The 22,955-nt window shown below is 66.3% G+C and carries 20 protein-coding genes; 9 read left to right on the top strand and 11 right to left on the bottom strand.

Annotation, left to right across the window (positions count from 1 at the left end):
• Positions 1 to 93: 93 nt before the first annotated feature.
• The 5 genes from ACT17R_RS06845 (at position 94) to ACT17R_RS06825 (ending at position 9,328) form a co-directional block, all read left to right on the top strand.
• The gene (locus tag ACT17R_RS06845; RefSeq protein ID WP_234178438.1) at positions 94 to 2,502 is read left to right on the top strand and encodes a ligase-associated DNA damage response DEXH box helicase; all 2,409 of its coding nucleotides are present in this window, start codon (positions 94 to 96) and stop codon (positions 2,500 to 2,502) included.
• 77 nt (positions 2,503 to 2,579) lie between these two features.
• Entirely contained in the window at positions 2,580 to 3,638 is a 1,059-nt protein-coding gene (locus ACT17R_RS06840; RefSeq protein ID WP_444809180.1) for an aspartyl protease family protein, read from the top strand.
• A gap of 57 nt (positions 3,639 to 3,695) precedes the next feature.
• On the top strand, positions 3,696 to 4,412 hold the full coding sequence (pdeM, locus tag ACT17R_RS06835; RefSeq protein ID WP_267960474.1) for a ligase-associated DNA damage response endonuclease PdeM: 717 nt from the start codon (positions 3,696 to 3,698) through the stop codon (positions 4,410 to 4,412).
• Between the two features lie 159 nt (positions 4,413 to 4,571).
• Positions 4,572 to 7,388 (top strand): TonB-dependent receptor, encoded by a 2,817-nt coding sequence (locus ACT17R_RS06830; RefSeq protein ID WP_062903099.1) that lies wholly within the window; start codon positions 4,572 to 4,574, stop codon positions 7,386 to 7,388.
• A 116-nt stretch (positions 7,389 to 7,504) separates the two neighbouring features.
• Positions 7,505 to 9,328, top strand: a complete 1,824-nt coding sequence (locus ACT17R_RS06825) for a cation:proton antiporter (RefSeq protein ID WP_062901588.1) — start codon at positions 7,505 to 7,507, stop codon at positions 9,326 to 9,328.
• A gap of 10 nt (positions 9,329 to 9,338) precedes the next feature.
• Here the strand turns inward: ACT17R_RS06825 and holA are convergent, their stop codons facing one another.
• The 4 genes from holA to ACT17R_RS06805 form a co-directional block, all read right to left on the bottom strand.
• Positions 9,339 to 10,370 carry a DNA polymerase III subunit delta gene (gene holA, locus ACT17R_RS06820; RefSeq protein WP_186401797.1) on the bottom strand — a complete coding sequence of 344 codons (1,032 nt, stop codon included), beginning with the start codon at positions 10,368 to 10,370 and terminating at the stop codon, positions 9,339 to 9,341.
• Positions 10,371 to 10,375: 5 nt separating this feature from the next.
• Positions 10,376 to 10,912 (bottom strand): LPS assembly lipoprotein LptE, encoded by a 537-nt coding sequence (lptE, locus tag ACT17R_RS06815; RefSeq protein WP_003041627.1) that lies wholly within the window; start codon positions 10,910 to 10,912, stop codon positions 10,376 to 10,378.
• 1 nt (position 10,913) lies between these two features.
• Positions 10,914 to 13,463, bottom strand: a complete 2,550-nt coding sequence (gene leuS / locus ACT17R_RS06810) for a leucine--tRNA ligase (protein WP_234178444.1) — start codon at positions 13,461 to 13,463, stop codon at positions 10,914 to 10,916.
• Between the two features lie 194 nt (positions 13,464 to 13,657).
• Positions 13,658 to 14,119 (bottom strand): DUF3576 domain-containing protein, encoded by a 462-nt coding sequence (locus ACT17R_RS06805; protein ID WP_058812276.1) that lies wholly within the window; start codon positions 14,117 to 14,119, stop codon positions 13,658 to 13,660.
• A 363-nt stretch (positions 14,120 to 14,482) separates the two neighbouring features.
• On the opposite strand from ACT17R_RS06805, the gene ACT17R_RS06800 reads away from it, so the two are divergent.
• Positions 14,483 to 15,112, top strand: coding sequence for a hypothetical protein (locus ACT17R_RS06800; protein ID WP_231292868.1), 630 nt, complete (start codon positions 14,483 to 14,485; stop codon positions 15,110 to 15,112).
• Between the two features lie 60 nt (positions 15,113 to 15,172).
• Here the strand turns inward: ACT17R_RS06800 and ACT17R_RS06795 are convergent, their stop codons facing one another.
• Positions 15,173 to 15,751 carry a thiamine phosphate synthase gene (locus ACT17R_RS06795; protein WP_234178446.1) on the bottom strand — a complete coding sequence of 193 codons (579 nt, stop codon included), beginning with the start codon at positions 15,749 to 15,751 and terminating at the stop codon, positions 15,173 to 15,175.
• 93 nt (positions 15,752 to 15,844) lie between these two features.
• Between ACT17R_RS06795 and ACT17R_RS06790 the strand changes: the two genes are divergently transcribed.
• Complete coding sequence (locus tag ACT17R_RS06790; protein WP_234178448.1) at positions 15,845 to 16,507, top strand: YggS family pyridoxal phosphate-dependent enzyme; 663 nt, start codon at positions 15,845 to 15,847, stop codon at positions 16,505 to 16,507.
• Between the two features lie 31 nt (positions 16,508 to 16,538).
• Here the strand turns inward: ACT17R_RS06790 and ACT17R_RS06785 are convergent, their stop codons facing one another.
• From ACT17R_RS06785 to ACT17R_RS06775, 3 genes are read right to left on the bottom strand one after another with little or no spacing between them, the layout of a single operon-like run.
• Positions 16,539 to 17,042 (bottom strand): SRPBCC domain-containing protein, encoded by a 504-nt coding sequence (locus ACT17R_RS06785; RefSeq protein WP_444809179.1) that lies wholly within the window; start codon positions 17,040 to 17,042, stop codon positions 16,539 to 16,541.
• Positions 17,020 to 17,352: an ArsR/SmtB family transcription factor gene (locus ACT17R_RS06780; RefSeq protein ID WP_234178452.1), complete on the bottom strand. Its 333-nt coding sequence runs from the start codon at positions 17,350 to 17,352 to the stop codon at positions 17,020 to 17,022. The genes ACT17R_RS06785 and ACT17R_RS06780 overlap by 23 nt, the downstream gene beginning before the upstream one ends.
• Complete coding sequence (locus tag ACT17R_RS06775; RefSeq protein ID WP_234178453.1) at positions 17,349 to 17,822, bottom strand: VOC family protein; 474 nt, start codon at positions 17,820 to 17,822, stop codon at positions 17,349 to 17,351. Before ACT17R_RS06775 ends, ACT17R_RS06780 begins: the two co-directional genes overlap by 4 nt.
• A gap of 96 nt (positions 17,823 to 17,918) precedes the next feature.
• Here ACT17R_RS06775 and ACT17R_RS06770 point away from each other — a divergent pair, with 96 nt between their 5' ends.
• Positions 17,919 to 18,845: a glutaminase gene (locus tag ACT17R_RS06770; protein WP_234178454.1), complete on the top strand. Its 927-nt coding sequence runs from the start codon at positions 17,919 to 17,921 to the stop codon at positions 18,843 to 18,845.
• On the opposite strand, the gene ACT17R_RS06765 is transcribed toward ACT17R_RS06770, so the two are convergent.
• Together ACT17R_RS06765 and gyrB are read right to left on the bottom strand one after the other, a co-directional pair.
• Entirely contained in the window at positions 18,842 to 19,225 is a 384-nt protein-coding gene (locus ACT17R_RS06765) for a septal ring lytic transglycosylase RlpA family protein (RefSeq protein ID WP_062901597.1), read from the bottom strand. The genes ACT17R_RS06770 and ACT17R_RS06765 overlap by 4 nt on opposite strands.
• 106 nt (positions 19,226 to 19,331) lie before the next feature.
• A complete protein-coding gene (gyrB, locus tag ACT17R_RS06760) occupies positions 19,332 to 21,881 on the bottom strand; it encodes a DNA topoisomerase (ATP-hydrolyzing) subunit B (RefSeq protein WP_234178455.1) in 2,550 nt (849 codons plus the stop codon).
• Between the two features lie 106 nt (positions 21,882 to 21,987).
• On the opposite strand from gyrB, the gene ACT17R_RS06755 reads away from it, so the two are divergent.
• Positions 21,988 to 22,434 (top strand): hypothetical protein, encoded by a 447-nt coding sequence (locus ACT17R_RS06755; protein WP_186402790.1) that lies wholly within the window; start codon positions 21,988 to 21,990, stop codon positions 22,432 to 22,434.
• Positions 22,435 to 22,443: 9 nt separating this feature from the next.
• Here the strand turns inward: ACT17R_RS06755 and ACT17R_RS06750 are convergent, their stop codons facing one another.
• Positions 22,444 to 22,953 (bottom strand): hypothetical protein, encoded by a 510-nt coding sequence (locus ACT17R_RS06750; protein WP_444809178.1) that lies wholly within the window; start codon positions 22,951 to 22,953, stop codon positions 22,444 to 22,446.
• Between the last annotated feature and the right edge of the window lie 2 nt (positions 22,954 to 22,955).

Below are 22,955 nucleotides of genomic sequence, written 5' to 3'. Positions count from 1 at the left end.
CCAGACGCACGCGGGGCGGGTTCACGCCCGCCCCGCCCCATGGGCGGGCGCGAAGGGGTTGCCGCGGCGCGGCGTCGGCGCCACATCTTGCGCATGTCGCTTCCCGCTCCCTTCGCCGGCTGGTTCGCGCACCGCGGGTGGCGGCTGCGGCGGCACCAGGCCGACATGCTCACGGCGGCGCAGCGCGGCGAAAGCGCGCTCCTCGTGGCGGCGACCGGCGCCGGCAAGACATTGGCCGGCTTTCTCCCCAGTCTGATCGACCTTGCGGCCAACCCGTCCGACCGGTTGCACACCCTCTATGTCTCGCCGCTCAAGGCGCTGGCCGCCGATGTCGAGCGCAACCTGCTCGGTCCGATCGCCGACATGGATCTCGACATCAGCGTTGAGAGCCGGAGCGGCGATACCAGTTCGGACAAAAAGGCGCGCCAGCGCAGTCGGCCGCCCAATATCCTGCTGACCACCCCCGAATCGCTGTCGCTGCTGCTCTCCTACCCCGACAGCTTCGCGATGTTCGCCGATCTGAAGACGGTGGCCATCGATGAAATCCACGCCTTCGCGACCGGCAAGCGCGGCGATCTGCTCAGCCTCGCGCTCGCGCGCCTCGAACGCGTCGCGCCGGGGCTGCGGCGCGTCGGCCTGTCGGCGACGATTGCTGATGCGGACGCCTATCGCGCCTGGCTCGCGCCCGAGGGCAATCCGGCGCGCGTGACGCTGGTCGAGGGCGAGCGCGGCGCCGATCCCGACATTTCGATCCTGCTGCCTGAAGGGGCGGTGCCGTGGGCGGGGCATTCGGGACGCTATGCGGTGCATCAGGTGATGGGCGAAATCGCGAAGAACCGCACGACGATCATCTTCTGCAACACCCGCGGGCTGGCCGAGCTGATTTTCCAGGAATTGTGGAAGGTCAACGACCTGTCGCTGCCGATCGCGATCCATCACGGCAGCCTCGACCGCGAGGCGCGCCAGCGCGCGGAAAATGCCATGGCCGAGGGGAGATTGCGGGCGCTCGTCGCGACCTCCAGCCTCGATCTCGGGCTCGACTGGGGCGATGTCGACTGCGTGATCCAGATGGGGGCGCCCAAGGGTTCGTCGCGGCTGCTCCAGCGCATCGGCCGCGCCAACCACCGGCTCGACGAACCGAGCCGGGCGCTGATCGTGCCGGGCAATCGCTTCGAATATCTTGAGGCGCGCGCCGCACTCGACGCGGTGGAGGCGGGCGAGCGTGATGCCGATCGCTTCCGCCCCGGCGCGCTCGACGTGCTGGCGCAGCATGTCATGGCCCTCGCGTGCGCCGCACCCTTCCGCGAGGAGGATCTGTTCGCCGAAATCCGCGGTGCGCAGCCGTATCGCTGGATCAACGCCGCGCTCTTTGCGCGCCTGCTCGGTTTTGTGCGCGACGGCGGCTATGCGCTCAAAAGCTATGATCGCTTCCGCCGCCTGGCGCCCGACGGGCAGGGCGGCTGGCGCATCGCGCACCCCCGGCTCGCGGCGCAGCACCGGCTAAACGCCGGGATCATCGTCGACGCCCCCACACTCGACGTGCGCTTCAAGAACGGACGGCGCCTCGGCAGCGTCGAGGAATATTTCGCGAGCACGCTGACCGCGGGCGACACCTTCGCCTTCGCCGGCCTCAGCCTCGAGGTCGAGACGATCCGCGACACTGACCTCATCGTGCGCGCAACGACGCGTCCGGCGCGTATTCCCTCCTATGTCGGGGCGCGGATGGCGCTGTCGACGCGCCTTGCCGACCGGGTGCGCGCTTTCCTGGCCGATCCGGCGAGCTGGCGGCGATTTCCAGAGGATGTGCGCTTCTGGCTCGAGATGCAGGCGCTGCGCTCGGTGCTGCCGCGCCCCGGCGAGCTGCTCGTCGAAACCTTCCCGCACGAGGGCGCGCATTATCTCGTCTGCTATCCGTTCGAGGGGTGGAACGCGCACCAGTCGCTCGGCATGCTGCTGTCGAAACGGATGGAGCGCGCGGGGCTCCAGCCGCTCGGCTTCGTCGCCTCCGACTATGCGCTCGCGCTCTGGTCGCTGAAACCGGTCGCGCATCCCGAGGCGCTGTTCGACGCGACCATATTGGAAGGCGAGTTCGTCGAATGGGTCGAAAATTCGCACCTCCTGAAGCGCGCCTTCCGCGAGGTTGCGGTGATCGGCGGGCTGATCGAACGCCAGCATCCGGGCAAGCGCAAGACGGGCAAGCAGGTGACCTTTTCGACCGACCTCATCTTCGACGTCCTGCGCAAATATGAACCCGATCATCTGCTGATCGAAGCCGCCTGGGCCGACGCGCGCGAGCGGCTCACCGACGTCGCGCGGCTCGGCGACCTGCTCGACCGCGCGGCGGGGACGATGGTGCATCAAAGGCTCGATCGCATCAGCCCGCTCGCGATCCCGGTGCTGGTGCTGATCGGGCGCGAAAATGTCGCGGCCTCGGACCTCGACGACGCGCTGCTTGGCGAGCTCGCCGATACACTCGCGGCAACCGCGATGGGGAGCGAATGACGGGGTTGGTCGCACGATTGCTGAAAATCGCGAAGGGGCGTATTATAAGCGTATAACAATAAAGAGAGGATGCCGCCATGAAGCATAATGTGCATCGCCCCGCGCTGATGGCGTTGTTGCTCGCCGCACCGCTGTTGATCGGATCGGCCCAGCCTGCCGGCGCGCCGGCAGCGCCCGCAGCACCTGCTGCTCCCCCGGCCGCCGCGGAGCCAACTCCCGATATGGTTGTCGATCCCGCAACCGGCGCGCTCATTCCCTTCATTCAACCCTTCGATCTCGATGCGACGCGGCGCATGGCGGTCGATGTCATGATTGGTAGGCAAGGCCCATTCTCCTTCCTCGTCGATACCGGAGCTGAGCGGACGGTAATCGCGCGCGAACTGGCGGATCGGCTGAAGCTGGCGCCGGGCGAACAGCTCCGGCTGGCGACCATCGGCGGCTCTGCGACCGTCCCCAGCTTTCGGGTCGCCGCCCTGCAGATGACCGACCTTGAGATGACCGGCTTGGTTGCGCCCGCCTTCTACGGCCGCCATATCGGGGCCGCAGGCCTGATCGGCGTCGATATGCTCGAAGACCGGCGCGTGCTGATCGACTTTCGCAAGCAGCACATGGAGATACTGGCAACGCGAAAGCGTGCTACACCGATTATCCGCGACGACGACGCCATCGTCGTCACCGCGCGCAATGCCGCGGGCCGCCTTATCCTGTCCGACGCCCGGCTCGATGGAAAGCGCATCGACCTCATCGTCGATACGGGCGCGCAGACGAGCGTCGGAAATCTGGCGTTGCAGCGACTGGTTGCGGCGAAGCGCGCCAACCGCGTGCCCTTTGTCGAGACTATGCTGAGCGCCGTGACCGGCGAGGCGGTTTCTGCGACGCGGACGGCGATCAAGCGGATTACGGTCAAGGGTCTGGACCTCAACGACTTGCCCGTTAGCTTCGCTGACAGCCAAGCCTTTCGCGCGCTGGGTCTCGATGATCGGCCGGCCTTGCTGCTGGGGATGGACAGCATGTCACTGTTTGACCGGATCGAGATCGATTTCCCCAACCGCCGCGTCGTCTTCGATTTGCCGAGCGGTGCGAACCGCGAGACCGGCCAGCGTTTCGCGCTCAACAATGCGAGGAGCGGGAGCTAGCAAAGCGATCGGTTCGTGGCGCTTGCCCGCGGCGCGGTAGCGCGCCATAGCGGCGCGATGCCGCCCGCGCCCGCCTTCGACTTTGCCGGCCAGACCTTTCACCTGCATGCCGAACGGGCGCTGTTCTGGCCCCGGCACGGGGCGCTGATCGTCGCCGACCTGCATCTCGAAAAGGCGAGCTGGTACGCCGCGCGCGGCCAGCCGCTGCCGCCCTACGACAGTCAGGATACGCTCGACCGGCTGACCGATCTTGCGCGGCGGACGGGCGCGCGCGCCGTCTGGTGTCTGGGCGACAGTTTTCATGATCGGACCGCGGACGAGCGCATCGCGCCGGCGACGGCCGACCGGCTGCGCGCGCTGGGGGCGATGACCGAACTTGTCTGGGTCGCCGGCAATCACGACGGGCTGACCGCCGGGGCGTGGGGCGGGAAGATCGCCGACGCGCTGTGCGTCGACGGCATCATGCTGCGCCACCAATGCTGCCCGAAAGAGGCGTGGCCCGAGATATCGGGACATTTTCACCCCAAGCTGCGGCTGCAGCTTCGCGGCCGCCCGGTGTCGCGCCCCTGCTTTGCGCATGACGCCAAGCGCTTGATCCTGCCTGCTTTTGGCAGTCTGACCGGCGGCCTCGACGTATTCGACCCGGCGATCGCTGCCAATTTTGCCGGTTCCTATCATGCGGCGCTAAATGCGCAGGGGCGGTTGCTTGCCTTTCCCTCGACCGCGGCAACCCGCGATGACGCTACGGCAAGCAAAAGGGCGGCGACGCGATAGCGGCCTGCGGAGCCGTATAGCGCCTTGACCGGGCTGTGGCCAAAAAGCATCACCTGTCCAAAAACGTCGAAAAAGCAGGGGTCTCGCTGGAATGGGCCGCCATTTGCGGTATGACATAAGGGCAACGAAAAAAGAAATTATCTGAGAGGAGTGCCCAAAGTGACATCATCTTCCCTACTGAATGCCCGTCTGCTTCGCACGACCGCGCTCGGCGTGTCGATTGCCGTCGCGGCCGTCTCGGCGCCCGCCTTTGCGCAGGATGCCACCACCGATAACGCCGAAGACACCGCCAATGCGATCGTCGTGACCGCGCAGGGCCGTTCGCAGCTGCTGTCGGACGTGCCGGTCGCCATTTCGGCGGTCAGCGCCGAAACGCTGCAGAACAGCGGCGCCAACGACATTCGCCAGCTCAACCAGGTCGCGCCGTCGCTGCTCGTCTCGTCGACGGGCTCGGAAGCCAATGGTTCGGCGCGTATCCGCGGCATCGGCACCGTCGGCGACAACCCGGGTCTCGAAAGTTCGGTTCCGGTCTTCATCGACGGCGTCTATCGCTCGCGTTCGGGCATCGGCCTCAACGAACTGGGTGAGATTGACCGCGTCGAAGTCCAGCGCGGCCCCCAGGGCACGCTCGGCGGACGCAACTCGTCGGCGGGCCTGATCAGCATCTATTCGAAAAAGCCCGACTTCAACTTCGGCGCCAGCGGCGAAATAACCTATGGCAACTATGACTATTGGCGCCTGAGCGGCAGCGTTACCGGCCCGATCACCGACAAGGTCGCGGCGCGCCTCGACGGCGTCTGGGTGAAGCGCGACGGCTTTTTGCGCGACACGACGAACAATACCGACGTCAACAACCGCGACCGCTATTTCCTGCGCGGCCAGCTTTTGTTCGAACCGACCGACGCGCTGTCGATCCGGTTGATCGCCGACTACACCTATCGCAACGAAAAATGCTGCGGCGCGATCTATGTCGACAACAGCGTTAACCCGTACATCGGCAATCTCAACAATCCGTCGACGCCGCTGTCGACCGGAGCGACAGGAACGCCGCCAAACGTGCCGCAGCCCGATGGCAATAATATTATTAACGTTCTGCGCGACCTTGGTCAGCCGCTCGGCGCCTTCAGCCAAGGTTACAGCCGCGATCTGTCGGTCAGCGCGGGCCGCAGCTTCGCTGGCAAGACCAAGGATTATGGCTTCTCGGGCCAGGTCGACTGGGATCTCGGTGGCGCTACGCTGACTTCGATCACCGGCTATCGCGAATATCGCTCGGGCCAGGCGGGTGACCTCGACTATGGCGCTGTCGACATTCTCTATCGCGCGCCGAGCGACGATGCCTATCGCCAGTTCCACACGTTCACCCAGGAAGTGCGTCTGCAGGGTGAAGCATTCGATGGCAAACTCGACTGGCTCGTCGGTGGTTTCTATGCCAATGAAAAGCTGACTGTTCGCGACAATCTGCGCTTCGGCACACAATATGGCCGCTTCGCCGCGTGCCGCCTTATCTCGGGCGGGGCGCTTGCGGGTCTCTATTCGCCGACGTCAGCCGGCTGTGTCGCTGCCCGACCGGCCGCTTTCGGCGCGGCTTCGCCGGCGATTTATGCGGCACTCGATCAACTTGATGGCATCAGCGACAAGGGCAGCATCAATGATCGCTACCGCCAGGATGATACCAACTGGGCGCTTTTCACCCACAATATCTTCCACATCACCGACAAGCTCGATCTGACGCTGGGCGTGCGTTATACCCACGATAAGAAGAAGTTCGCGGCGACGTTTACCAACGACAATCAGGCGTGCGTCAACGTCCAGAATCTGGTCGGCGGTTTTCTTGGTGTCGCTGCGTTGCAGCCGGTTTCTGCGGGGCTGATCGGGCTTGCCTGTCAAGGCAACTCGACTGCCGAATTGAACGGTGTTTCGATCAACGATCAGCGCAGCGAAGACAAGTGGACCGGCACCGCGATCCTTTCGTACAAGCCGGTCGACGATCTGTTGGTCTACGCCAGCTATGCCCGCGGTTACAAAGCCGGCGGCTTCAATCTCGACCGATCGGCGCTGAAAAATCCGATCCAGATCGTTGGCGGCGTTCCGACCTGGTCCTTTGCCCAGGCGGGCGGGGCGCAGTCGCTCGTGGGCAATCTGCAGTTCGACCCGGAAACGGTCGACAGCTACGAACTAGGCGCCAAATATTCGACCGGGCCGTTCAGCGCAGGTCTGACCTTCTTCCGTTCGGATTTCAGCAGCTTCCAGCTCAACACGTTTAACGGCAGCGTGTTCCTCGTGCAGAACGTCAACGGCTGTTCGGCTGATCTCAACGGAGCCGATCGCGATCAGAGCAAGTTCACCGGTTCGCCGAACTATAATGCTGCGGCCGCTACAACCGGTGCGTGTGCAGCCGACAATGTGGGCTGGGGCGTTCGTACGCAGGGTTTCGAACTCGAAGCTTCACTGGTTCCTGCTCGCGACTTCCGTATGACTGCCGGTCTGACGTATGCGCGGACAAAATATCGCAATAACCTTGTCGGCAATGCTTCGGGCGCTCCGCTCGATCAGGCACTGCGCCAGCTCCCCGGAAACAATCTGTCGAATGCGCCCGAACTGGTCGCGACCGGCAGCGTGACCTGGACGCCCGAAATCGGCAGCAGCGGTCTGACCGGCCTCGTCTATATCGATGGTCGCATGACTAGCGATTACAACACGGGTTCGGACCTCTTCCCGCAAAAGGAACAGGACGGGTATGCGATCTTCAATGCCCGCGTCGGCGTTCGCGGCCCTGACGAAAAGTGGGGCATCGAATTCTGGGCGCAGAACCTGTTCAACAAGCAATATGCGCAGGTTGCCTTCAACTCACCCTTCCAGGAAGGCGGCGTGAGCAGCGCATTCTCGGATCCCCAGTATCCGGGTGGGCGCCAGATCTTCTCGCAGTTCCTTGCCGAACCGCGCACCTATGGCGTGACGCTGCGCGGCAAGTTCTGATCGCGTAACATGCGGCCGGCTTGTCCGGCCGAATAAGGGACCGCCCGTTTGCCGAAAGGCAGGCGGGCGGCTCTTTTTTGTGGAACCTTTGCGCCGACCCTGCATAGGCTGGGGGCATGTTCGCAATCGACTCCCTGCTCGTAAAAATCGCGCTGATCGGCGTGATCGGCATCGGCGCCCAATGGGTGGCGTGGCGGACCAACAAACCCGCGATCGCGTTGATGCTCGTCGCCGGCATATTGGCGGGGCCGGTGCTCGGGCTGATCGATCCGGTGCGCGATTTCGGCGCCCTGCGCGAACCGATGATCAAGCTCGCCGTCGCGGTGATCCTGTTCGAAGGCGGCCTGAGCCTCAAGTTCCGCGAACTGCGCCAGGCGGGAACCGCGGTCTTCATGCTCGTCTTCATCGGGGTGCCCGTCGGCTGGGCGCTCGGCACCGCGGCGGCCTATTATGGCGCGGGCCTGCCGTTCGAGCTCGCGGCGCTGTTCGGCGGGGTAATGGTGGTGACGGGGCCGACGGTGATCGCGCCGATGCTCCGCTCGCTCAACATCGCGCCGCGCGTCAAGAATATGCTCAAGTGGGAAGGTATTGTGAACGATCCGATCGGCGCGCTGCTCGCGGTCGGCATCTACAGCTACATCACCCACGGCGGTGCAGATGCGAATAGCGTGAGCATCGTCACCGACGTCGTCGCGGCGAGCGTGCTCGCGATCCTGATCGGCGGTGCGGCCGGTTTTCTGCTGACCTGGGCCTTTCCGCGCGGCTGGGTGCCCGAATATCTGAAGGCGCCGGTGCTGCTGACGACGGTGATCGCGGTCTTCGTGCTTTCGGACCTCATCATGCACGAAACTGGTCTGATCACCGTCACCGTCATGGGCGTCGTGATGGCGAACCGCGAAACCTATTCGACCCGCTCGCTGCAGCGCTTCAAGGAGGATCTGACCGTCGTTCTGGTGTCGGGCGTCTTCATAATCCTGTCGGCGACGCTCAACTGGGACGTGGTCAAGAATTTCCAGTTCCGATTCCTGATCTTCCTCCTTCTGCTGCTTTTCGTCGTGCGCCCGCTGACGATCATGACGGCGCTGCTGTTCACGCGTATCCCGCTGAAGGAGCGGCTGTTCGTCGCCTGGATCGCGCCGCGCGGGATCGTCGCGGTCGCGGTGACGGGCCTCTTCGCGCTGCGCCTCACCGACTATGGCGTGCCGGGGGCGGAGGCGCTGGTACCCTTGGGCTTCGGCGTCGTCATCGCGACGATCTTTGCGCATGGCTTTACCGCTGGAACCTTCGCGCGCTGGCTTGGCCTCGATCAGGGCAAGGGTGACGGCGTTCTGCTCGTCGGGGCGAACAGCTGGACGATTGCCTTCGCGCAGTTCGTCAAGGAACAGGATCGCGGCGCGATGATCGCCGACGCCAGCAAGTTCGCGCTACGCCGCGCGCGGCGCGCCGACATTCGCGTCTATCACGGCGACATATTGGACGAGGTGCACGAGGACGCGATCGACATGGGCCAGTATCAGCAGCTCATCGCTGCGACCGACAATGACAGCTATAACGCGCTGGTGTGCGGCGAGCTGGCGCCCGAGATCGGCCACGACCGCGTCAGCCGCGTGGCGGGCGAGGCGACCGGCGCGAGCCAGCGGCTCGGTCGCGTGTTCACCATCGGCGGCACCACAATCGACACGCAGCTCGACCGCCTGCACGCAGGATGGACCTTCGGCCGCACGCGAATCACCGAAAAATTCCCTTACGCCGACTTTGTCGCGCGGATGAAGGCGTCGGGGGGCGACAGCCTGATGGTGGTCAAGGCGTCGGGCGACCTCGCGATCTTTTCGACGCGCCACCGCCCGACGGTGGAGGCCGGCGATACGGTGTGGACCTTCGTTCCGCCCGACGACCCGAAGGCGCGCCGCGAGGCGAAGGAGGCGACCGCGGCAGCCTGACGGTCCGGCGTCAGCGCGCGCGCGCGGCCTGATGCGCGATGTCGGTCATCAGCTTGCGGAACAGCACCGCGCCCGCGGTGCCCGATGCTTTTAGCGCACGCTCGCATTCCAGCAGCCGCGTCATCAGCCGCGCGACGCGTACCGAATCCCAGATGTGGAGCTGCGCCGTCACCGCATCGCGCTCTTTCCAGAATACGCCGCTGCTTTTCGCCGCGACCACCGTCGCCGGGTGCGCGCCCGCATCGACCTCGGCGCGCAGCTTGGCGAGCTGCATCGCGCGGATCGCCAGCGCGCGGATGATGCGGATCTCGGCGACGCCGACCGCCGCCGCTTGCGCGAGCATGTCGGGCAGGTCGCGCAGCTTGCCGCCGAGCGCGACGTTGATGCACGCGCTGACATCCTCTTCGTGCGTCGCGGCGCCCAGCGCGGCGATGTCGGCGGGCGTGACCTGCCGCTGCCGGTCGGGACCGGCGTCGAGGTAGAGTGCGATCTTCTCAATCTCGCGACGCATCAGCGCCTGATCGCCCGAGACGAGATCGACGAGCAATTGCGCCTCGGCATTGGCAACCCGCAATCCTTGCGCCGTCGCGGCTTCCATCGCGATGCCTACGAGCGCACGGCGGTCGGGCTGATAACAGATGGCGGCGACGGCATTATCAGCGCCCTCGACAAGCTTGACGAGTTTCGATCGCGCGGTGACCGAGGCGCCGGTCGCGATCACTGGGTTGAGCACGCTGTCCGCGCCGAGCAGCGCCTCGACGGCGGCGAGGCAATCGTCGCCGCCGCCCGAAATCTCGAGCCGGATCACGCGCGCGGGCGAAAAGAGCGACATCGACGCCGCTTCGGCGGCAAGCAGCGCGCCGTCCTGTGCCATCTGGCCCGATGTCAGATCGACCCGCTCGGCCTCCTTGCCGGCCAGCGCGATAAGATGCGCGGCGACGCTTTCCATTGTCGCGTCGTCGGGGCCGGTCAGCAGGATGAAGCGGACCGCGGGATCGAGGCGGCTGAGGCGTTCGAGTTCGCCGGGCTTGACCGACTTCATGCCGGTCAGGGCGCCGGGGCGGACGGCGCCGGCTGGCCGCCGCCACGATCGGCGAAGACCGCAAGCCGCGCGACGATCTGGTCGGCGATTCCCGATGCGAGCCGTTCGAGCGTCGTCGATTCGGCGGCGATCGTCGAATATTCGCTGCCGACGACGTCGATCCCGCCGTCCTGCGCCGCGGTCGCGTCGAGTAGCACTTCGCCGCTTGCCGCATCGACGAGCTGATAGCGGGCGCGCAGCGTCCGCCGCTCGCGCGTCACGGCATCGTCGGAGCGGACGCCGAGGCCGGTGATCGAATCCTCGAGCCGCACGTCGAGCCGCAGCCGCTGGCCCGCACCATGTCCGCCTTGCGTCGCCTGCAACCGGTCGCGCAGCGCGTTGCGGACGAGCCAGCCATTATGCCCCTCGATCGGCGCGACATCGACGTCGGCCAGCACCTGCGCCACCGCGCCCTTGCTGCCGTTCGCATAGAGCGGCCGGAGCCCGCAGCCGCCAAGAAGCAGCGAAGCGGCGACGAGCGAGGAGGTGAGCAGGCGTTTCATGTCAGGGAACGATATTCACCAGACGGTCGGGAACGACAATCACCTTTTTGGGTGCGGCGCCGCCGAGCAGCTCGGCGATCCGCGGGCGGGCGAGCGCCGCGGTTTCGAGCGCGGCCTTGTCGGCGCCCTTCGCGGCGGTCATCGTGTCGCGCAGCTTGCCGGCGATCTGGATCGCGATCGTCACCTCATCATCGACGAGAAGCGCCGGGTCGGCGGCGGGCCAGGCGGCGTCGGCGATCATCGGGGTCGTCCGCTGCGCCGCGGGCAGCGCCGCCCAGGCCTCTTCGGCCAGATGCGGCATCATCGGCGCGACGAGCAGGATCAGCGTCCGGCACGCTTCGGCGCGGGTCGCCGAGGGCTTCGCCTTTTCGATATCGTTGGCGAGCGCGTGGATCTTGGCCACCGCCTTGTTGAAGCCGAGCGATTCGATGTCGACGGCAACGCCGGCGATTGCCTGGTGCAGCTTGCGCGCCAGCACCTTGTCTTCGCCGCCGTCGCCGACATTGTCGGTGTCGCCGAACAGGCGCCACAAGCGCTGGACGAAACGCCACGCACCCTCGATCCCCGCCTCGCTCCACGGCAGATCGCGCTCGGGCGGGCTGTCGGAGAGCATGAACCAGCGCGCGGCGTCGGCGCCATATTGGTCGAGGATGGCGTCGGGATCGACGACATTCTTCTTCGACTTCGACATCTTGATGACCCGGCCGACCTCGACCGGTGCGCCATCGGCCTCGAGCGTGGCGCCGTCGGCGGTGCGCATCACTTCGTCGGGGGTGAAGAAGAGGGGAGGGAGGCCCTCGCCCTGCGCACGGCTGTAGGTTTCGTGCGTCACCATCCCCTGCGTGAACAGGCTGGCGAAGGGCTCCTTGATGTCGATCATCCCCAGCTTGTTGAGCGCGCGCGTCCAGAAGCGCGCGTAGAGCAGGTGAAGGATCGCATGCTCGATGCCGCCGATATATTGGTCGACGGGCAGCCAGCGACGGATGACATCGGGATCGAACGGCCGGTCGGCCGGTGCCGAGGCGAAGCGCAGGAAATACCACGACGAATCGACGAAGGTATCGAGCGTATCGGTCTCGCGCACCGCTTCGCCGCCGCATGTCGGGCAGGCGACATGCTTCCACGTCGGATGGCGGTCGAGCGGATTGCCGGGGACCGAGAAATCGGCATCGTCGGGCAGTACGACGGGCAATTGGTCCTTCGGCACCGGCACGAGGCCACAGGCCGGGCAATGGATGAAGGGGATCGGCGTCCCCCAGTAACGCTGGCGCGAGACGCCCCAGTCGCGCAGGCGCCAGACGGTCGTGCCCTTGCCCCAGCCTTCATGCTCGGCGCGCGCGATGATCGCGGCCTTCGCTTCGTCGATGCTCATCCCGTCGAGGAAGTGGCTGTTCACGAGGCGGCCGGGGCCGGTATAGGCTTCGTCGCCGCGGAAGGTCTGGCCGGTTTCGTCGCCGTCCGCAATCACGCGGTGTACGGGCAGATCATATTTGCGCGCGAAGTCGAGGTCGCGCTGATCGTGCGCGGGACAACCGAAGATCGCGCCGGTACCGTAATCCATCAGCACATAATTCACGACCCAGATCGGCAGATGCCAGTCGGGGTCGAGCGGATGTTGCACCGACAGGCCGGTGTCGAAGCCCATCTTCTCCGCGGTTTCGAGCTGTTCGGCCGACGTCCCCTGACGGCGACACTCCTCGATGAACGCGGCAAGGCGCGGCGCATCCTTGGCCAGCGACTCGGCCAGCGGATGGTCGGGCGAAATCGCTGCAAAGCTGGCCCCGTACAGCGTGTCGGGCCGCGTCGTGAAGACGTCGAAGCCTGGCGCGCCGCCCGCGAGCTTGAAGCTGAATTCCAGGCCCTGCGACTTGCCGATCCAGTTTTCCTGCATCAGCCGCACCTTGTCGGGCCAATGGTCGAGGCCCTTGAGGCCATCGAGCAGTTCGTCTGCGAAGTCGGTGATCTTCAGGAACCACTGCGACAATTTCTTCTTTTCGACCAGCGCGCCCGAACGCCAGCCGCGCCCGTCGATGACCTGCTCGTTGGCGAGCACGGTCATGTCGACGGGGTCCCAGTTGACGTAGCTTTCCTTGCGCGTGACCAGCCCGTGCGCGAACAGGTCGAGGAACAGCGCCTGTTCCTGCCCGTAATAATCGGGCTCGCATGTCGCGAGTTCGCGGCTCCAGTCGATCGCAAGGCCGAGGCGCTTCAATTGCGCGCGCATCGCGATGATATTGTCGCGCGTCCAGCCGCCGGGGTGGACGCCCTTTTCCATCGCGGCATTTTCGGCCGGCATGCCAAAGGCGTCCCAGCCCATCGGATGCAGCACGTCATGCCCGGTCATCCGCTTGAAGCGCGCCAGCACGTCGCCCATCGCATAGTTGCGGACATGCCCCATGTGGATGCGCCCCGAGGGATAGGGGAACATCTCGAGGATATAGGCCTTTGGCTTATTCGAACTGTCGGTCGTCGCAAAGCTGTTCGCGGCGTCCCATGCCGCCTGCCAGCGGGCGTCGGCGGCGAGGGCGCCAAAGCGCGTTTCGCGGGTCATTTGTTCGGCTACCCCGTTTGTCAAAATACCATCGATCAAAATAGCGTGCCCCCACCCTTCGACTGCCCGCAGGACGGGCGCTCAGGATAAACTTCAGCCAAAGGCTGGAGGCGGGGGCCCATCACCTGCCGTTCAAATCCGGAACAACCGGAGATGGATCCCCGCCTTCGCGGGGAAACACCGAAATCCGAAACTCAGCCCTCGATCGCGCTGCGGCGCAGGTCGCGAGCGCGGGTGAGGATGATTTCTTCCAGCTTCTGCACCGTCGCAGCCTGAACCGGCGCGTCGACCCAGGTGCCGTTCTGGGCGACCTGACGCAGCGCGGCGACGCGCAGCGCATCGGCGCGCAGGTCGCGGTCGAGGATCGACACGGTCACCTTCATGCGCTCGTTCGGATTGCCGGGGTTGGCATACCAGTCGGTGATGATGACCCCGCCCGAGCTGTCGGCCTGCAGCAGCGGCATGAACGACAGGGCGTCGAGCGACGCGCGCCACAGATAGGAATTGACGCCGATCGTCGTCACCTGGCTCGCCGCCAGGTCGGCGCGCGGCCGGTCCTTCCCGCCGCAGGCCGACAGGCCGAGCGCCGCGACCCCGATCAGGGCGAGCGCGGCCGGACGACGACCGAGCGAGGCAAGAAGGGTAAGCTTGGACATGCCGTAACACCTTATTCTGGGCGCGCGGGCAGCAAATGGCGGGCGCGCATGCGGAAATTTGCAAGCGTCTCTATCGCCCTTGCCGCCGTCCGGCAAGCGCGCCATTTCCGGTGTTTCGACCGTTCATCCCCGGCTCATCTCTGCCCGCCACTGTGCTGTTCGCGCAACATGTTCGGCGAAAAGCCGGCGACGCGCGATCAATCGGTCGGGAATCACTGGAATTGTCGCCCCCGTCGTCCTATCTCAGGATTCGATTGGGGTTGGAGTCGCAGAGCAATGGCGCGGAATTCGCGACATTTTTGGAAAGCAGGCCTGTTCGCGGTAGCAGCGGTTACCGTTGCGCTTCCGCCTGCGCTCGCGTCGATGACACGCGCCGACCGGATTCGCGACACCCAGCTTTCGAATTCGGTGCTTGGCCAATTCACCCCGGCGTCGGGCGACCCGCGCCTGATCGCCCGCTATATCAAAATCTCGGAAGAGGCGCGCCGCGGCTTCAGCTTCACGCCCGCGTTGCCCGATGACGGACATAAGAATCGCGCGATCACCGTCGTGATTCGCGCCCGCGACGATTCGTCGAGCGCACGCACAGCCGCGCTTGCCGCCGGCCGCACCAAATCGCCGATCTCGATCGCCCCTGTGACCTATAATCTGGGCGCGTCGGTCGGGTTCGAAAAATTCGTGACCCCGGCGCTGCCCAGCGGCACTGACCTGCGCAACCTGCCGGTCGCGCGCGCGCCCGAACAGGCCGACAACAAGAAATCGCGCTTCGCGACCAAGATGGTCAGCCGTCCGACCGATCCGGCCGGCGCAACCGACCGCATCACCGCGCCGGGCGAAGAGCAGACCGTCGATGTCGTCAGCAGCTATCGCCTGACCAAGAACCTCGATGTGACCGCGGGCGTCCGTTACAAGGCCGACGACCGCTTCCAGCCGCTGACCGACGCGCGCCGCGACAGTCAGGCGGTCTATGTCGGAACCGCCTTCCGCTTCTAAGAGCTGTACCGATCGTCGGGCCAGGCCGCCCATAGACGATCATGCCCCCAGCGTCGGCTACTAACGCGCCCGACCGCGCCGCGCTTTGCGCGTCGCTGCCTTTTTCTCCCATGCGTCGATGGCGGCCCAGCCGGGCCGGACGCCGCTTGCGGCGCTGGCGCGGATCAGCGCGCGGGCGCGCGCCGGGGTCATCCCGCCCAGCGCGATCGCTTGGCCGCCGGCCGCGCGTGCGAGCCGCAGCCACGCCTCGCGGCTTAGCGGCGCGGCATCGATGTGCGACCGCGTCGGGTGAAGCGGCGAGACGAGTGCGGCGTCGGCGCCCGCCCGCCGGGCGCGGTGCGCCTCGCGATGGTCATGGACCGGCATGGTGACGATCAGGCCGTTCGCGCGCGCCTGCGCCGCCCGGCGCGCGGCATGCTGCCGCAGATGGACGCCATCGGCCCCCAAGCGCCGCGCCTCGGCGGGCAATCCCGCGATCAGCAGCGTCAGCCCGCGCGCTTTTGCGATACGCGCGAGGCGGCGCGCGAGGCGCCAGCGCGCGCCTTGCGGCAGCGCGTCGTGCCGCAGGACGATGCCGCTTCCCGGCGGCAACAGCGCGGCGAGCGCCACCGTCCCGGCCGCGCTGCGTGCGTCGCTCATCAGCCAGCATGCGGGCAGGGGGTGGCGTCGGACCATCGCCCTTCCTATAGGCGCGTCGCGGGCGCACGCAACGCGCCCTTCGAGGATGACGATATGAGCAATGCGGCAAGCCGGCTGGCCGAGGTAGGGACGAACATTGCAGAGGCGGCGCGCCGCGCCGGGCGCAAGGCGGGCGACGTCTGCCTGATCGCGGTGACGAAAACGCATGATGCCGATGCGATCCGCCCGCTGATCGCCGCCGGCCAGCGCCATTTCGGCGAGAATCGCGTGCAGGAGGCGGCGGCCAAATGGCCCGCGCTGCGCGGGGAAACTCCCGATCTGACGCTGCACCTGATCGGTCAGCTCCAGTCGAACAAGGCCGAAGAGGCGGTCGCGCTGTTCGACGCCATTCACTCGGTCGATCGCAGTTCGCTCGTCCAGGCGCTCGCCAAGGCGTGCGACAAGCTCGGCAAGCGGCCGCAGCTTTTCGTTCAGGTCAATATCGGCGACGAGGACCAGAAGGGCGGCTGCGCCGTCGCCGATCTCGCGGCGCTGCTCGCCGAGGCAAAGGCGGCGGGGCTGGCGATCGACGGCCTGATGGCGATCCCGCCCGCCGATGTGGACCCGGCGCCCTATTTCGCGCTGCTCGACGAACTGGCCGAGCGCCACGGCCTGCCGCTACGCTCGATGGGAATGAGCGGCGATTATGAAAAAGCGGTCATGCTCGGCGCGACCCACGTCCGCGTCGGCACCGCCCTGTTCGGCGAGCGCGACTAGGGCCTAAACCCGCAGGAGCCTGCGGCCCGCCTTACAAATTGCGGCCCATCGCAGCTAGTAACGCGTTCCAATGTTCGCCGAGGCGGCGCTGGAACGGCATCAGGTCGAATCCGTGGCGCGCGGCATGGCTTTGCGGGATATGGTCCCAGCCGCGATGCTCGACGGTGACGCGCGTTTCGGGGCCGACGGCGTCGAAGCGCACCTCGACTTCGGTGGTCTGGTCGGCGGCAAAGCCGGGAACGCGCCAGCCGAAGGCAAGCCGCTTGCCCGGCTCCCACGCACGGATGCGGCCGATCTCCCATTCGCGGCCGTCGGCGAAGCGCGTCACCAGCCGCCCGCCGGGCCCCGCGGGGTCGAAGCGCGGCACGCCGTCGTCTCCGCGCGCCAGCTCGAACAGCGGATGGCTTTGCCACCAGCTGCCGATGTCGCGGGTGAACACCTCGAAGGCGCGCGCCGGGGTGGCCGCGACGCGCAGGGCGACGATCACCGCCGCACCGCTCATGGCGAGCGGCTCATGGCGCGCCGCGCTCGACATGCGCCTTGAAGGCGGCGAGCTGCTCGCTCCACAGGCTTTCGGTTTCGGCGAGCCAGCCCTTGAGCGCGTCGGTCGCGCCGTCCTTCAGGCGATAGATGCGGACGCGGGCGTCGAAGGGCAGATAATGATCCTCGACCAGCCCGCCATCCTTCAGCGCCTTGAGGTGCCGGCTCATCGCGGGCGGCGCGAGGCCCAGCGTGTCGGCCAGCTCGCCGGCGCTATAGGGGCGCCGACCGAGCAGTTCGACCGCGCGCCGCCGCCGCGGGTCGGCGAGCGCCGCAAACACGGCATCGACCGCGGCCGCGCTCAATCGTCGAGCCGCGTCTGGGTGGTGAAGCCGCCCTCGGCGTCCCATTCGGCGGCGGTCTTGGCCGCGACCGTGACGCCGAAGGTCCAGATATGTCCCTCGGGATCCTTGGCGCGATAGGTGCGGTCGCCATAAAATTGCGTCTCGGGCTCGGCGATGATCGCGGCGCCCGCCGCGCGCGCGGCTGCGCAATGTGCGTCGATATCCTCGCCGGGGGCGAGCTGGACATGGACGCTCTGGGTGTTCTTGCCGCCGATCGACTGCGGGCTCTTGTGATCGTCCGACCATTCATTGCCGATCATCACCATCGAGGCGCCATAGCCCATTTCGCTGTGCGCGAGTTTGCCGTCGGCATCGAGCAGCACGAACAGCGGTTCGAACCCGAATGCCTCTTCCAGCCAGCGGAACGCCGCCTTGCTGTCGCGATAGCTGATCGCGCTCGATAGCCCCTTGGGGCGGTGCGCTTCGGTCATGTCTCTCTCCTTGTGACTCATTATTTCCAGAATGGCGAATATTTATCAAAAAACGAAACTAAGTGCAATTCCGTCTGAAGTCGCTAGGAAAATGGCATGCCCGATCTCGCCCGCTGCGTCGCCGAAGCCTATCAGACTGCGCTGCCGCACCGCGGCCAGGGCAAGGTCGCCGACTATATCCCCGCCCTCGCCGGGGCCGATCCCGACCGCTTCGGCTTTGCCCTCGCGCTCCCTGACGGAACGGTCCACACCGCGGGCGACGCCGACGAGGCTTTTTCGATCCAGTCGGTGTCGAAGGTGTTCACGCTCGCCCTTGCGCTGCGCCGGGTCGGCAGCTCGCTATGGGACAGCGTCGGCCGCGAGCCGTCGGGCAGTGCCTTCAACTCGATCGTCCAGCTCGAAAGCGAGCAGGGAGTGCCGCGCAATCCCTTCATCAACGCCGGGGCGATCGCGACCACCGACCGGCTGATCGACGGTCGCTCGGCCGACGAGGCGGTCGATGAGATCGTCGCCTTCATGCGGGCCAGAGCGGGCGACGCAAGTGTGGTGATCGACACCGGCGTTGCGGGATCGGAAAATGACACGGGCGCGCGCAACCGCAGCCTTTCCTATTTCATGGACGCCTTCGGGACGCTGCGCCATCCGGTGGAGACGGTGCTGTCGGTCTATTTCCGCCAATGCGCGCTGTCGATGAGCTGCCGCCAGCTGGCGCAGGCCGGCCTGTTCCTGGCCTTCGAGGGCCGCGACCCGCGCACCGGCGAACAGCTTCTCGACCCGCACCGCGCGCGGCGCATCAACGCGATCATGATGCTGTGCGGCCATTATGACAATTCGGGCGAATTCGCCTTTCGCGTTGGCCTGCCCGGCAAGAGCGGGGTGGGCGGGGGCATCCTGTGCATCGCACCGGGGCAGGGATCGATCGCGGTCTGGTCGCCGGGCCTCAACGAAGCCGGAACATCGCTCGTCGGCGCGCTCGCGCTCGAACATTTCGCCTATGCGGCGGGTTGGTCGGTGTTCGATTAATCCTGGTCGGCGACGAGCGTCAGGCTGACCTTGGCGGTGCCGCTGCGGTGCATGCCGATTTCCTTTGCCGCGGCCTGCGAAATATCGATGACGCGGCGGCCACCGAAGGGGCCGCGGTCGTTGACGCGGACGATCACGCTCTGGCCGTTGGACAGGTTGGTAACGCGGACCTTGCTGCCGAAGGCGAGCGTGGGGTGCGCTGCGGTCATCTGATCGGGGTCGAAGCGCTCGCCGCTCGCGGTGCGATTGCCCGCTAGTTCGCGGCCGTAATAGCTTGCCGTGCCGTTGCCGATTTCGGTTTCGCCGCCGCCGAACTGATCCTGCGCCACCGCCGGCATCGCCAGCATCAACGCCAAACTCATCGCCATCACGCGCCGCATGCGCAGCCTCCCCCGTTTCAGGTGGAGCGCTCAAAGCAGCGGCGCGGGCGGCTTGCAAGCTGCCCGCGCCGTGCCGGTTTGATTCTGCGCCTAGTGGTTTGGTGCCTCAGACGTCCAGATTGGCAACCGACAGCGCGTTGGTCTGGATGAAATCGCGCCGCGGCTCGACCTCGTCGCCCATCAGCCGCTCGAAGATTTCATGCGCGACATCGGCCTGTTCGGCCTCGACGCGCAGCAGCGAGCGGTTGGCGGGATCGAGTGTGGTTTCCCACAATTGCTCGGCATTCATCTCGCCCAGTCCCTTGTACCGGCTGATCGACAGGCCGCGGCGGCTGTGCGTGAAGATGGCATCGAGCAATTCGGACGGGCGCGTCACCGGCGCGGCCTTGGCGGCGCTCGCGGCGGTCGGTGCCTCGCCATCCTCGCCCTCGGCATCGCTGTCGGACTCGACGACCGCAGCGGCGCTGGCTTTCACCAGCCGTCCGGGGCCACCATAGGTTTCGGCCTGTTCGGCGGCGAGTTTGTGAAGGCGGCGCGCCTCCTGGCTCGCGAGGAAACCGGCGTCGATCGCGTGATGATCGCTCACCCCGCGCCAGCGGCGTTCGAGCGTATAGCCGCCCCCTTCGACCGCCTCGACGGTCCACACCGCTTCGGCGCCGCCGGTCAGCGCGCGCTCGGCGGCATTGAGCCAGCTCGCGGCAGTTGCCGCAGCGCTGTGGCGTCCTGCCGTATCGAGCGCGGGATCGAGGGCGCCGACCAGCGCCAGTGCCTCGACCAGCCCATGATCGAGCGTGCGGGGGACGTAACGCATCAGCGCGCGGAGCCGTCGGCCATGCTCGATCAGGCCGCGCAAATCGTTACCCGACCGTGCGCCGCCAGACGTCTCGAGCATCAGCGCGTCGATCCCGGCATCGACGAGGTAATTTTCAAGCGCGGTGTCATCCTTCAGATACACCTCGCTGCGCCCCTTTGCGACTTTGTAGAGCGGCGGCTGGGCGATGTAGAGATGGCCGTTCTCGATGATCTCGGGCATCTGGCGGTAGAAGAAGGTGAGCAGCAGCGTGCGGATATGCGCGCCGTCGACGTCGGCGTCGGTCATGATCACGATCTTGTGATAGCGCAGCTTTTCGATGTTGAATTCGTCGCGGATCCCGGTGCCGAGCGCCTGAATCAGCGTGCCGACTTCCTTCGACGAAATGATGCGGTCGAAGCGCGCCCGCTCGACGTTCAAGATCTTGCCCTTCAGCGGCAGAATGGCCTGCACATGCCGGTCGCGGCCCTGCTTGGCGCTGCCGCCTGCCGAATCCCCTTCGACGAGGAAGAGTTCGCACTTGCTGGGGTCGCGTTCCTGACAGTCGGCAAGCTTGCCGGGCAGGCTCGCGATATCCATCGCGCCCTTGCGCCGGGTCAATTCGCGCGCCTTCTTCGCGGCCTCGCGCGCCGCGGCGGCGTCGATCACCTTCTGGATCACCGCTTTGGCGTAGGCGGGATTTTCCTCGAGCCATTCGGTCATCCGGTCGGCCATCAGGCTTTCGAGCGGCTGGCGTACTTCCGACGAGACAAGCTTGTCCTTGGTCTGCGAGGAAAATTTCGGATCGGGCAGCTTGACCGAGACGATCGCGGTCAAGCCTTCGCGCATATCCTCGCCGGTCAGGCTGACCTTTTCCTTCTTCAGCAGGCCCGATTTTTCGCCATAACCGTTGAGCGTGCGCGTCAGCGCCGCGCGGAAAGCGGCGAGGTGGGTGCCGCCGTCGCGCTGCGGGATATTGTTCGTGAAGCAGAGGACATTTTCATAATAGCTGTCGTTCCACTCGAGCGCGACGTCGATGCCGATGCCGTCGCGCTCGCTGCTGATCGCGATCGGATCGGGCAGCAGCGGATTCTTGTTGCGGTCGAGATATTTGACGAAGGCCGCAATCCCGCCCTCGTAGAACAGGTCGTGGACGACATGTTCGGCATGGCGGGCATCGACCAGCTTGATCCTTACGCCGGAATTGAGAAAGGCGAGCTCGCGATAGCGATGTTCCAGCTTTTCGAAATCGAACTCGGTGACATTCTTGAAGGTATCGGTCGATGCCATGAAGGTGACACGGGTGCCCTTCTTGCCCGCAGGCGCCGGCCCGTTGACCTTGAGCGGCGCAACCGAATCGCCATGCTCGAAGCGCATCCAATGCTCCTCGCCATCGCGCCAGATCGTCAGTTCGAGCCATTCGCTGAGCGCATTGACGACCGATACGCCGACGCCGTGCAGACCGCCCGACACCTTATAGGCATTGTCGTCGCTCGTGTTCTCGAACTTACCGCCCGCGTGAAGCTGGGTCATGATGACCTCGGCCGCCGAAATGCCTTCCTCGGCATGGATGCCGGTCGGGATGCCGCGTCCATTGTCCTCGACGCTGACCGATCCGTCGCTGTTGAGCGTGATGAGTACCAGATCGCAGTGGCCGGCGAGTGCCTCGTCGATCGCATTGTCGCTGACTTCGAACACCATGTGATGCAGACCCGACCCGTCGTCGGTGTCGCCGATATACATGCCAGGCCGCTTGCGCACCGCGTCGAGGCCTTTCAGCACCTTGATCGAATCGGCGCCGTAGCTGTTCTGATTGGGCTGCTTGGGGGCGCTTTCGCTCGCGCCGCTCGCGGGGGTGTCTGTCATGCCGATTATATAGGGTCGGCGGCCGCAAAACCCAAGCAAAAATGCGCCGCTCGGCACGCTGCCGACGGGCGTTGCGCACGGCGGCGGCGGCGGCTAGTTTCGAAGGATGAAAAGCCCTCTGAACCTCCGTTCGATCCTTGCCGCCCTCGCGCTTGCCGCGCTGCCGCTCGCCGGCTGCTCGCAGCCCGCACCGCCCGCTGACAATGCCCCTGCGGTCGCCGGCCCGCCGCTCGCGACGCGCGCGGTCATGACCGGCACCGAAGGCCCGACGCTTCCCGCCTGCTCCAGCATCAGCCGCGTCAAGGACGGCGGCACCGACGTCTATTGGGCGCCGGGCGAAACGCGCGCCGTGAAGGCCAGGCTGCCCGGCGCGATGAAGGTGTCGGTGTGCGAGGCAACCGATGACGACGCTTGGTTCGGCATCGTCTTCGCGGCCCCCGGCACCGACGAGGATATGTGCGGCGTCGGCCGTTCGATCAGCAGCGCGCGCGAATATCAGGGACCGTGCCGCTGGGGCTGGATCCGCGGCGGAACGGTGCGGCTCGGCGCCTAGCGCGGCTGCCTAACGGCAATCCTCGATCACGCGGCCGATTTCGGACTGGACGGGCAGCGTCAGCGCCCGGCCGTTCGCGGCTTCGAGCGCAAAGCGGCCGCGACTGAAGGCGATGCGGTCGAGCCGGATATCGCGGCTCGGTACGATCGCCGTACCGCCGTCGAAGCGCATCTGGTCGGTGGCCGCGCTGGTGCGCAGTGCGACGGTGCCGTCGAGCGCGGCAGTCAGCCGGATAGCGCCGCCGCTGCACGCCATGGTCAACAGCGGCGCCGCGCCGGCGGTCGGTGCGAAGATCGCGCTGCGGCTGCCGGCATCATAGCGCCAAGCGCCGCGATCGAGCGCGCGGTCGTCCCACCCTTGCGTCGGCGCGGGGGCCGGCGGCGGCGGTGTTGCGGCGGGCGGTTGCGGCGCGGGGGCGGGCGGTGGTGCCGCCGCTTTCGGAATCGCGGCGCAGCCGGCGAGCAGCAGCCCCGTCGCCGTCACAGCCGTCAGTTCCGCCGTCTTGCCGCGCAAAACCATCC

Origin of the sequence: Sphingopyxis sp. Q841 (assembly GCF_052384365.1) — a bacterium.
Lineage (GTDB): Bacteria > Pseudomonadota > Alphaproteobacteria > Sphingomonadales > Sphingomonadaceae > Sphingopyxis > Sphingopyxis terrae_A.
This window is presented reverse-complemented; position numbering and strand designations above follow the sequence as displayed.